Origin of the sequence: Paenibacillus polymyxa, from assembly GCF_018614975.1 — a bacterium.
Classification (GTDB): domain Bacteria; phylum Bacillota; class Bacilli; order Paenibacillales; family Paenibacillaceae; genus Paenibacillus; species Paenibacillus polymyxa_E.
Map to the genome: position 1 here is coordinate 1 of NZ_JAGGNR010000053.1, position 12286 is coordinate 12286.

Genomic DNA, 12286 nt, shown 5'->3' on the forward strand with positions numbered 1-12286 from the left:
GGCACTGGAGACGGTGCTGTACCTCGACGATGAAACGTCGTACAGCGAAGACCGGACGAATGCGCCGATGGGCTCCAGCATGGTTTCTGGTACACACTCTGGCAAACTGACGGGTGCTGTGAACGAACGCAATGAGAGCCATCCGAATGTTGTTGGCATGGACAGCTTCCATGAAGCCCGTCCGGAGGACTTGGCGTACGTGATCTATACGTCGGGAACGACGGGCAAGCCAAAAGGCGTGATGATCGAGCACCGCAGCCTGGTGAACACGGCGGCGGGCTACCAGCGGGAATACCGGTTGGATCAGTTCTCGGTGCGGCTGCTGCAGCTCGCAAGTTTCTCGTTTGACGTGTTCGTGGGTGATATCGCGCGGACGCTGTACAACGGCGGCACGATGGTGATTGTACCGAAAGACGATCGGATCGATCCGTCTCGTCTTCACTACTGGATAGAGCGGGAGCAAGTGACGATCTTTGAATCGACGCCGGCGCTAATCGTGCCGTTTATGGAATACGTGTACGAGAAGGGGCTAGATATAAGCGGGATGGAGCTGCTCATCACTAGCTCGGACAGTTGCAGCGTGGCAGATTACCGGACCTTGCAGGAACGTTTCGGCCCGTCGTTCCGCATCATTAACGCCTACGGCGTGACGGAAGCGGCAATTGACTCCAGTTTCTATGATGAGGAGTTGGAGAAACTGCCGCAGACAGGCCATGTGCCGATTGGCAAAGCGTGGCTGAATGCGAAGTTTTACATCGTGGATGCGCACCTGAACCCGGTGCCGGTCGGCGTGCTGGGCGAATTGGTTATCGGCGGCGTTGGTGTGGCGCGCGGGTACTTGAACCGCCCAGAGCTGACGGAAGAGAAGTTTGTAGATAGTCCGTTTGTCGTAGGTGAGCGACTGTATCGCACGGGAGATTTGGCGCGGTGGATGGAGGACGGGAACGTGGACTTCATCGGCCGGATCGATAACCAAGCGAAAATCCGGGGGTACCGGATCGAGACGGGCGAAGTAGAAGCGAAGCTGCTGAGTGTAGGTGGCGTGAAGGAAGCGGTCGTTGTTGTAAGGGAAGATCAAGAGGGGCAGAAAGCGTTGTGCGCTTATTATACAGTGGAAGAAGGCATGACAGCGGCAGATTTGAAACGGGCGATCTCCAGCGAGCTTCCGGGATACATGATTCCGTCGTATTTCGTCGAACTGGAGCAATTGCCTCTAACGCCAAATGGGAAAATTGACCGGAAGGCGCTGCCAGCGCCGGAAGGGGGAGCAGGCAGAGGCCGCGAATACGTGGCGCCGCGCACCGAACTGGAGGCAAAGCTGTCCGCCATTTGGCAGGAAGTGCTTGTTCGGGAGAAGGCGGTAGGCGTAACCGACAACTTCTTCGACCTCGGAGGACACTCCCTGCGGGCCACAACACTTGTCAGCAAAATGCATAAGGAGCTGGGCACCCAATTCCCGCTCCGCGACGTATTCCGCTACTCGACAGTTGAGGAAATGGCTGTGGCTATGGAGTGGCTAGAGGTCGGCTCGTTTACGGCTATTCCGGCAGCGGAAGTTAGCGAGTATTATCCGCTCTCTTCCGCTCAGAAACGTCTCTATATCTTGAACCAGTTGGAAGGAGGCGAGCTGAGCTACAACATACCGGGAGCTATGCTGCTCGAAGGGCAGCTCGACCGGCAGCGGTTTGAAGAAGCATTCCGCGGGCTTGTAGCTCGTCATGAAACGCTGCGTACCGGTTTTGAGATGGTTGAAGGCGAAGCGGTTCAGCGAATTTACGAAGAAGTCACCTTCCAGGTGGAATATGTGCAGATCAGCGGGGAGCAGGCGGAAGAAACGGTGCGCCAATTCGTTCGTGCGTTTGATCTGGCGAAGCCGCCACTTCTGAGGGTGGGCATTGCCGAACTCGCGCCGGACCGGCACATTCTGATGTTCGATACACATCATATCGTATCGGACGGCGTTTCAATGGACGTACTGATCGAAGAGTTTGTGCACTTGTACAGCGGGGAGCCGCTCAAGCCACTCCGCATTCAGTACAAAGATTATGCAGTATGGCAGCAATCGGACAACCAGAAAGCTCAGCTTGCCAAGCAGGAGGCCTACTGGATTGACATATTCCGCGAAGAACTTCCAGTTCTGGAAATGCCGACGGACTATCCGCGCCCGGCTATGCAGAGCTATGAGGGCCGCACGCTGCAATTGTTTATGAATATTGAGAAAAGCGAAGGTCTGAAACGGCTTGCAGCTGAGAATGGCGCAACGCTGTACATGGTTCTGCTTGCGGCGTATAACGTGCTTCTGCATAAATATTCAGGTCAGGAAGACGTGGTGGTAGGTACGCCGATTGCAGGCAGAAATCACAGCGACGTTCAACCGCTGATCGGGATGTTCGTTAATACATTGGCCATCCGCAGTTACCCGGTTGCCGGTAAGACGTTCCTTGACTACTTGAAGGAAATCAAGGAGACAACGCTTGGTGCTTTTGAACATCAGAATTATCCGTTTGAGGAACTGGTGGATAAGGTAAATGTGGCTCGTGATTTACGCCGTCATCCAATGTTCGATACGATGTTTGCTTTGCAGAATACAGAAAATGTGGAAATTCAGCTTCCGGGACTGCATTTGTCGACGTATTCTAGCGAAGAAATTGTTTCCAAATTCGATCTCAGCTTGGACGTCACCGAGATTGAGGACGGTTTGGAATATCTGTTTGAATACGCCACGGCTCTATATAAAACGGAAACGGTGGAGAAGTTGGCTGCCCACTACTTGCAGTTGCTTGAATCCATTCTCCGCAACCCGTCAGCGACGATTTCCGAGTTGGATATTTTGACGGCGGCAGAAAAAGAAGAAATTATCGGCGCTTTTAACCCGGCGCAGCCGGAAGAGGCTCCTGTGGCAGCGTTCCATCGACTGTTCGAGGAACAGGTGGAACACACGCCGGAAGAGGAAGCTGTCGTCTACGAGAACGATCGGCTGACGTATGCGGAGTTGAACGAGAGGGCGAACCGCCTGTCGGCAACGCTGCGCGGAAGTGGAATCGGCCGGGAGGAGATTGTTGGCATTCTCGCTGAGCGTTCGGTGGACCTGCTGGTGGCTGTGTTGGCCGTCTGGAAAGCAGGAGGGGCGTATGTACCGCTCGACCCGGATTATCCGGCGGACCGCGTGCGGTTTATGCTGGAAGACAGCGGAGCGAAGGTACTGCTGACGCAAACGCCGCTGCGAGAGCGTGCCGAAGCCTGGCTCAGGGAAGAGGAACTGGCACTGGCGACAGTGCTGTATCTCGACGACGAAACGTCATACAGCGAGGAACGAAGCAATGCGCCAATGGGCTCTGGTACGGTTTCCGATCCAGTTGCCGGCAAGCTAACGGGGGCTGTGAACGGTGGTGGCGAGAGTCATCCAACTGATGTTGATGTTGTCGGTATGGACAGCTTCCATGAAGCCCGTCCGGAGGATCTGGCGTACGTCATCTACACGTCGGGAACTACAGGCAAGCCCAAGGGTGTGATGATTGAGCACCGCAGTCTGGTGAACACGGCAGCGGGCTACCGACGGGAATATCGGTTGGATCAGTTCCCGGTGCGACTGCTGCAGCTCGCAAGTTTCTCGTTTGATGTATTCGTGGGCGACATTGCGCGGACGCTGTACAACGGCGGCACGATGGTGATTGTACCGAAAGACGATCGGATTGATCCGTCTCGTCTGCACTATTGGATAGAGCGGGAGCAAGTGACAATCTTTGAATCAACACCAGCGCTAATCGTACCGTTTATGGAATACGTGCATGAGCAGAGGCTGGAGTTAAGCGGTATGGAGCTGCTCATTACAAGCTCGGATAGCTGCAGTGTGGCAGATTACCGGACCTTGCAGGAACGGTTCGGCCCGTCGTTCCGCATCATTAACGCCTACGGCGTGACGGAAGCGGCAATTGACTCCAGTTTCTATGACGAGGAGTTGGAGAAACTGCCGCAGACAGGCCATGTGCCGATTGGCAAAGCGTGGCTGAATGCGAAGTTTTACATCGTGGATGCACATCTGAATCCCGTACCCGTCGGTGTGCTGGGCGAGCTGGTTATCGGCGGCGTTGGTGTAGCACGTGGGTACTTGAACCGTCCAGAGCTGACGGAAGAGAAGTTTGTAGACAGTCCTTTCACCGCGGGTGAGCGGTTGTATCGCACGGGAGACTTGGCGCGGTGGATGGAAGACGGCAACGTGGACTTCATCGGCCGGATCGACAATCAAGCGAAAATCCGGGGCTACCGGATCGAGACGGGTGAGATCGAGTCGCAGCTGCTGCGGGTGGCAGGTATACGCGAAGCGGTGGTGCTGGTTCGAAGTGATGCGAACGGGCAAAAGGCGCTGTGCGCGTACTACACAACGGAAAGCGAACTGACGGCGGCCGACCTGAAACGAGCGATCTCCAGCGAGCTGCCGGGTTACATGATCCCGTCGTACTTCGTGGAACTGGAGCATTTACCTCTGACGCCAAACGGGAAAATCGACCGGAAAGCGCTGCCGGCGCCGGAAGATGGAGCAAGTGCAGGGCGCGAATACGTGGCGCCGCGCACCAATCTGGAGGCGAAACTGGTCTCCATCTGGCAGGACGTGCTCGGGTCAGTTACGATTGGTGTGACGGACAACTTCTTCGACCTCGGCGGTCACTCGCTGCGGGCGACGAAGCTGGTCAGCAAGGTGCATAAGGAGCTGCGCGTGGACCTGCCGCTGCGCGATGTATTCCGGTACTCGACTATTGAGACGATGGCCGAAGTGATCAGCCAATTGGAGCAGCAGGAATTCCTCTCCATTCCGGTTCTGGATAAAAGGGAGCATTATCCGCTTTCCTCTGTGCAAAAACGGCTGTACATCCAGCAGCAGATGGAAGGCGCCGAGCTTAGCTACAACATGTCCGGCATGACGGTTCTCGTCGGGCGCTTGGAGCGGAATCAATTCGAGGCGGCGCTCCAAGGATTAATCGCTCGTCACGAAGTTTTACGAACTGGCTTCGAAATGGTCGACGGCGAACCGGTACAACGGATTTATTCGGACTTGGAGTTTGCCGTCGAGTATACACAAGCGACGGAAAGTGAAACGAAAAGTATTGCAGATGCCTTTGTCCGTGTCTTTGATTTGGAGCGGCCGCCACTGCTGCGTGTGGGCTTAGTTGAATGGGAAGCGGAACGTCATCTGCTTATGCTGGACATTCATCATATCGTCACGGATGGCATGTCGATGGGTATCTTCGTCGAAGAGCTGCTGCGCCTGTATAACGGTGAGACGCTGGAACCGCTTCGGATTCAATACAAGGAATTCGCCGCTTGGCAGCAGTCCGAACCTGTAAAAGAACGGCTGAAACGCCAGGAAGCCTACTGGCTGGACATGCTGGAAGGTGAACTGCCGACGCTTGAGCTGCCTACGGACTTTGTCAGACCTGCTGCTCGCAGCTTTGAGGGAGATGTGCTGCCTTTCAGTATCGACAAGCAGATGACCGACAGCTTGCAGCACATTGCCGATGAGAACGGTGCTACCCTATATATGGTGTTATCGGCGGCCTATTCAATCCTGCTCAGCAAGTACTCGGGACAAGAAGACTTCATTGTAGGCACGCCAGTTTCGGGCCGCACACATGCCGACCTGGAGCCGCTCATCGGAATGTTTGTCAATACGTTGGCGATTCGCCATTATCCATCCGGGGAGAAGACGTTCCTTAATTACTTGAACGAAGTCAAAAAAACGATGCTGGGGGCCTACGACCACCAGGATTATCCGTTCGAGGAGCTTGTTAAAAAGCTGCAGCTGCCGCGAGATCAAAGCCGCAATCCAGTATTCGATGTCATGTTTGCACTGGAAACAAAGGAAGATAACGTGCAAAGCTTTGGGGATATCCAGATCGAATCTTATCCAGAAACGCATGCGGTTTCCCAGTTTGACCTTACCTTGGTCATTTCGCTCTTGGATGAGGGAATGAACGGGCAGTTTGAATATGCAACCAAGTTGTTTACGCGCAATCTGATCGACAATTTCGCTCAGGACCTGCTCGTGATCATCAGCCAAATTTGCGAACAGCCTTCGGTGCTGCTCAAGGATATTTCCCTGAACGGCCAATCCAAACAGGAGCAAGATGAGCTAGAGGCTATTGATATTATTTTCTAATCCTTTACCCGGCTTGGGTGAAGATGGATCATTTAAGCACGTTATATGCGACATCCGGTATATTGAGAAAGTGGTAATGAAAATTTGTGGTGGTTTCACGACTTTTTTATCACCTGACAAAAGTATTTAAGTTATGTAACAAAGGGTCCTGATGACAGTTGTCATCAGGACCCTTTGTTTATGAACGTATAATTAATGTTCCTATATCCAAATCAGTATGAGGCTATTATAATGAAAGCCTTTAACTGATATAGGATGAGTACTCTGGTATTATGGGATGCACAGTGATTTTCATCTATTTTTCGACTTAGTATTTACTTATAGTTGTTATATTCACTTAACTATTTAATACAAGAGATATTACTTCATTTTGTCTCTAATACTCAAGAATAGCATCATCCATAGTCATTTTAGTCTTGAGAGTAGCTGTTGATTATGCCCAAGTTGTAATCGTTTCAACCGGGAGACGATAGGAAGGATAGCCATCTTTGGCTGCTTTACCTATGGAGATCAACATCACGGGCTGGAACCGTTCTTTATCCAGGCCGAACGCTTCGGCGATCTGACCTTTGTCATAACCGGCCATAGGGTTGGTATCATAACCATGGGCACGGGCAACGAGCATGAGTTGCATGGATATGAGGCCTGAGTCAATGAGGTTCATGTCACGCAATTCGGATGCGTTTATGTTCGCATAATAAGGTTTTACCTGCTGCATCTGCATATCCATGATGTCTTGGGGCATGTACCCAAGTTCCACTGATTTGCTGAAAATCTCTTCCATGTATTCAACGTTGTTGGCATCGTAAAACACGGCAATGACAGCGGAAGACGTTAGTGCCTGTGTCTGGTTAAAAGAGGCCAGTGGTGCAAGTTTCTCTTTGCCTTCAGCACTGTCGATAACAAGAAAACGCCAAGGTTGCATGTTAATGGCCGAAGGGGCACGTGAAGCTTTCGCCAGTATTTCGGTCATCTCCTCGCGACTTATTTTCACTTCAGGGTCGTAGGTTTTAACGGAATGGCGCTCCAAGACGATGTTATCAAAATCATTTGTTTTGTTGAATTGACCGGTAATTGTGTTCATATTGAAATCTCTCCTCATATCTATATTGGTGAGAGTAGGGTATAAACTATATCTCCATCTGTCTCACTATGAGGATTGTAAACTATGAAGTATACTTTATAGCAAGAAGAAGAAACGGGGGAAATCCATATGAAGATTAGTGAAGTAGCGAACCATGCAAACCTTCCGATATCCACGATTCGTTACTACGAGAAAATAGGTATTATCCCGGATGAACATATGCTGAGAGATCATAATAACTATCGAATATATGCGCAGAGCATTATTCAGCATCTGGAAGTGGTCAAACAATGTTTAGCTGTTGGTTTTACGATCCATGAGATCCAATCTATGATCTCTAAACATGGGTTTTCAAGTAATGATCAAGCAAGCATTATCCAAGCGAAAATATCAGAAATTGAAGAAACACAAAATAAATTAGAGAATTCCAAACAAAATCTGTACGAAATTCTTAAATCGGATATCACGTGTGAGGATGGTTTTGGTAAGTATTGAGCCGGAAGTCCCTCTTGAGGTTTTCATTCGGTACGTTCTTACATCATATCGATTCAATCGAGTACATTTCGTCCTGTATACGCAGATTACCGGGCTGCCCAGTTTCCACCTTCACCTCTGTAGCAAATACACCAGGCATACGCCCGTCTGGGAACCAGGGCATCTGTTTATCAATGACAATAAACATGCCTTCTGCATCACCCGTTGGTGAGAATTGTTTTCCGTCTCCGGCAAAGGGTTCAAGTTGATAATGCCCATTCAATGTGTTCATCGTCTCAGGAACATCATCAACAGGCAGGCCGATTTCACTAATACATAACAGATGCTTCGCTTCAAAAGCTTCATCAACTGCATTATTGAGTGAATGGTGAGCGATGAATTCCATCAAGTTGCCGCTTGGATCATAGAAATAGAAGGCTGTTGCATCCCAGTAGGGGAAATAGAATTCATCCTGTCCGTCTCTGGAGAGCAATGGAATGTTACGGTCTTGGACCCAAGTTTTTGCATCAGCAAGTTTATTCGTTGGAATCGTAAACGCTACATGATAGTAGGGATTCTCTTGTTCTGGCGCCTTCTTGAAAGATAGGAACGAGTTCCCTGCACGGAATGAAACGAATGTTGTACCATCCTCCACAAGATCCAGTTCCAGTAGTGTACCGTAAAACTCTTTTATTGCCTCGATCTGATGTGTCAACAAACCTACTTCTCTTATTTTCATTTCAAAATCCTCCTTTAAATCTCACCTTTGATTGAAATACTCGATTGTTTTCTCAATAAATGCCTTGGCCGATTGTGTCAGGTAACGGTCGGACCGATGGATGATCTCAAAGTGCCGGTATGGCGGATCGTCTGTAATTCGGATGCAACGTAGCGTGGGCTCATTCATGGCTTGGATCAGAGGGTAAGGCAGCAGTGTTCCTCCGACGTTGGCTTTGACCAGGCTAATGATGGAGGTTGCAGAACTGGTCTCCATGATGGTATTTAGGGTGAATCCATATTTACGGCAATAGCCATCGACCAATTCTCTGCCTGTAAATCCTTCGGGGAACATCACCGTTTGGATATTACGTAACTCCTGAATTTCAATTGTGCTTCGTTCAGCCCAATCATGATTCTCGGAAACGACGAGTACATATTCTTCACTGCACAAAGGAATGCGTACAAGCCGCCTATCAGGAGCAGATGTGATCTCGATACCAATGTCGACTTCATTTTCCAACACTTGATTCACGACATAGATCGAAGAGATAACCTTCAATTGCACTTTGGGGAACCGGGCATGAAAATCAACGAGCAGCGGAGTGATACGGTAATCCAAATCGGATGGAAGAACACCAATAACCAATCGTCCCCGCTGATCATTCCGGAATTCAGCTAGCGCATCCTGGGTATTCTGTAAATGCCGGATCATCTGTACACAGTGCTCCAGAAACAGAGTGCCTGCCTGGGTCATCACAATTTTTTTGCCGACACGGTCAAACAAAGGAACACCAAGCTCATCTTCCAACCCACGTATCTGTTGACTCAACGTGGGTTGAGATATGCCAAGTTTCTCAGCTGCCCGTGTAAAATGAAGCTCCTCACACACTGTAATAAAGTTTTCCATTTGACGAATCTCCATGAATTCACCTCTAATCATTGGTTTTAGTAATCATTTTAATAGAAACAATAGTATTGTTCAATCATTATAATGATCCTATACTTAATTCGTGCACCACCCGAAGATCTTGTCATTAAAAGAATAGGATCTTGGTGAAGGCAACGAGACTACTCCGATGAGGTGATTCATAATGAAACTTTTTTATATTGTATTGGCGCTTATTCTGGCTTCACTGAACTTAAGACCACCGATTACTTCCATTTCTCCGCTGATGAGTACCATACAGAATGATCTGGGTTTGAGCGGCATGACTGCCAGTCTGTTAACTACATTACCAGTATTATGTATGGGCATATTCGCTCCATTCTCTGTAAGACTAAGTAGAAGGTGGGGGAACGAAGGAGCCATTGTGCTGGCTTTAATCCTTATTGGGATAGGTACGGGGTTACGATTGTTCGTAGGTGCAACTCCGTTGATGATGTTCACTTCTTTTCTGTCAGGTGTAGGGATTGCATTGGCAGGGCCGATGTTGTCCAGCTTCATTAAGCAGTATTTCCCTAACCGAGTGGCAGCCATGGTCGGCATCTACTCTACAGCAATGGTGATGGGGGCCAGCATTAGTGTGGGGTTATCAGTTCCGCTCCAGCATACGCTGGGTGGATCTTGGAGAGGTTCTTTGGCTACATGGGCATTACTCGCAGCCATTGCATTGCCGATCTGGTTAAAATTAGCTTGGTCCGCGCGTACAGAGCGACAATCCGGACAAACCTCGGCTGTCATTCATGCACCACTTCCGGTGAAGAACAGGCGTGCATGGGTGCTGACACTGTTCTTCGGATTGATGGCCGCGATCTTCTATTCATTAACTGCCTGGCTTGCGCCAGCCATTCAGAGCCATGGATATAGCCAAGAGACTGCTGGCAACATCCAAACGTTATTTACATTGATATCACTGCCCTCAACGTTATTCATTCCCATGCTTGTACACCGATACCAAAGACGTGTCTTCTGGCTTGTTGGATGTGCGATGTTGGAGTTAATAGGTGTCCTGATGCTGAATCTCTCTGTCAGTCCGTGGCTCGCGGCGATTCCGCTCGGGATTGGTGCAGGTGGACTGTTTCCGATTGCACTTATGTTGCCAATTGATGAGACAAACAATGCTCAGGAAGCCAGTAGCTGGTCGGCTATGACTCAATCTGGTGGCTACATTCTTGGAGCACTTGGGCCGCTGGCGATTGGTTGGCTCCGCGATCTAACAGGCAGCTTTGTGCAAGCATTTTATGGTTTGGCTATCATCATCGTGTTGCAGATTATCGTTCAATTGGCTATTGGCAATAAAAAAAGTTTAAAAGTTAGCCAGGAGCAGAGCTAAAAGGCATGTAAAGTAAAATGGATATAGAAATATGATCTTTATACATGATCTAACAAGTCCAGATAGTACTGCCTTAATGATTCCTTTAACGTGTCAGGTTCCATGATTTTAACGGATTTACCGAATCCTGCGAGGTAACGAACAATGAAATCAAGTTCATGAGTCTCATATGAACCTGCAAGAAGCATTTGACCCGGTTCAATGCCTGATTCGTTGACGTGTATGATCTGCATAGATGGGAAATGTTCTTGCTGGAATAGCTCCATCCCGGCTTCATCAATCAGACATTTGAATGGAATTGCTTGTTCCGATGGTTTCCATAGAGATTGGGCATCCTGTGAATAGCGTTCATTTACATGAGTTAAAGGTTCAATCTCCGTTGTTTCGGCTGAAATGATGCGGTCGCAGCGGAATACACGATACGCTTGTTTATGCAGATCATAGGCTTGGCAATACCAATATCCTTTCCTGGCATAGAGCGCGATGGGTTGAATGGTGCGGATATTGGTGTGTGCAGAAGATGGCCTTTGATCAGAGGATCTACGCTGATTAGCGTACGTAATCTGAATCACTATATTCTGCACAGCAGCCATCAACAGAAATTCCAAATGTGCACTATCGCGGATCTGCTCCGTATGTCGGAAGGAAACCCGGTGTTGAATGTTCTCAATATCCTGTCGTTGCTTGTCGGATAACGCGCTCATAAATTTCTCATGAATGGTACGGAAAGAGACTTGAAAGGGTAAGCTGGAGAAGCTGCGGAGGGCCTGCATCGCAAAATAAAGGGCATGAAGCTCGCCTGTATTAAACGAAATGGGAGGCAGCTGCATCTGCTGCAGCAGTCGATATCCGCCGTAGCGTCCGTATTCGACATAGATGGGCGCTCCTAACTCTTCCAATGAAGCGATATCTCTTAACGCGGTTCGTTTGGAGATCTGGAACTCCTGCATGAGATCTTGCAGGGTGAACTGTTGTTTTTGGTTAATGAAGCGCAGCATCTGGTTCATACGTTCTGATTTTTTCATATCAAACCCTCTTAATGGTGCCATGGATTGGCACCTTTCGTTGTTATAGTGATAAGTGTAATCCAACAGGAACAAGGAGGCAATATAATGAATTTTGAAGTGATACCCTTTTTGTCATTGAACGGGGAAGCGGCGGCAGCCATTGCTTTTTATGAGGAGTTTCTGGGCGCCAAGGTGATATTCAAGAAAAGTTATAAAGAGATGAAGGAGATGAACCCGCACTTCGAGTACCCCGCCGGTCAAGATGAGTATATTACACATTCGGTGCTGGAGATTGGGGTTAACAAAGTCATGATTGCGGAAGAAGCAATGGACACGGAGAGAGCATGGCAGCTGGGGAACAGCACGTCACTATGTATTCAATCCAAGGATAAAGATCCCATCGATCAACTGTATCATTCTCTGATGCAACATGAGGGTGTGAAGGTACTGGTACCGTATGAACAAAATGAATTCAGCCCAGGATACGGTATTGTACGGGACCCATTTGGCATTGCGATTCAGCTGTGTGTGACGGTGCACGATTTTTGAATTGATATTATACCCAAGATATTCA

At 49.2% G+C, this 12286-nt stretch carries 8 protein-coding genes; 4 read left to right on the forward strand and 4 right to left on the reverse strand.

All coding sequences use genetic code 11. The features are described from left to right. Positions 1–6154, forward strand: a 6154-nt coding sequence (locus J7E78_RS27445) for a non-ribosomal peptide synthetase (RefSeq protein WP_215079837.1), incomplete at its 5' end; no start/stop codon positions are given. A 433-nt stretch (positions 6155–6587) separates the two neighbouring features. Here the strand turns inward: J7E78_RS27445 and J7E78_RS27450 are convergent. After that, the gene (locus J7E78_RS27450) at positions 6588–7238 is read right to left on the reverse strand and encodes a nitroreductase family protein (RefSeq protein ID WP_215079839.1); all 651 of its coding nucleotides are present in this window, start codon (positions 7236–7238) and stop codon (positions 6588–6590) included. A 129-nt stretch (positions 7239–7367) separates the two neighbouring features. Here J7E78_RS27450 and J7E78_RS27455 point away from each other — a divergent pair, with 129 nt between their 5' ends. Then, entirely contained in the window at positions 7368–7733 is a 366-nt protein-coding gene (locus J7E78_RS27455; protein WP_215079841.1) for a MerR family transcriptional regulator, read from the forward strand. Positions 7734–7776: 43 nt separating this feature from the next. Here J7E78_RS27455 and J7E78_RS27460 read toward each other — a convergent pair whose 3' ends face one another. Both J7E78_RS27460 and J7E78_RS27465 read right to left on the reverse strand, forming a co-directional pair. Continuing rightward, positions 7777–8451, reverse strand: coding sequence for a VOC family protein (locus J7E78_RS27460; RefSeq protein ID WP_215079843.1), 675 nt, complete (start codon positions 8449–8451; stop codon positions 7777–7779). A 21-nt stretch (positions 8452–8472) separates the two neighbouring features. Continuing rightward, positions 8473–9354, reverse strand: a complete 882-nt coding sequence (locus tag J7E78_RS27465) for a LysR family transcriptional regulator (protein ID WP_215079845.1) — start codon at positions 9352–9354, stop codon at positions 8473–8475. A gap of 169 nt (positions 9355–9523) precedes the next feature. Between J7E78_RS27465 and J7E78_RS27470 the strand changes: the two genes are divergently transcribed. Beyond that, the gene (locus J7E78_RS27470) at positions 9524–10705 is read left to right on the forward strand and encodes an MFS transporter (protein WP_215079847.1); all 1182 of its coding nucleotides are present in this window, start codon (positions 9524–9526) and stop codon (positions 10703–10705) included. A gap of 38 nt (positions 10706–10743) precedes the next feature. Here the strand turns inward: J7E78_RS27470 and J7E78_RS27475 are convergent, their stop codons facing one another. Further along, a complete protein-coding gene (locus tag J7E78_RS27475; RefSeq protein ID WP_215079849.1) occupies positions 10744–11730 on the reverse strand; it encodes a helix-turn-helix transcriptional regulator in 987 nt (328 codons plus the stop codon). An 87-nt stretch (positions 11731–11817) separates the two neighbouring features. Between J7E78_RS27475 and J7E78_RS27480 the strand changes: the two genes are divergently transcribed. Next, positions 11818–12261: a VOC family protein gene (locus J7E78_RS27480; RefSeq protein WP_215079851.1), complete on the forward strand. Its 444-nt coding sequence runs from the start codon at positions 11818–11820 to the stop codon at positions 12259–12261. The last annotated feature ends 25 nt before the right edge of the window (positions 12262–12286 follow it).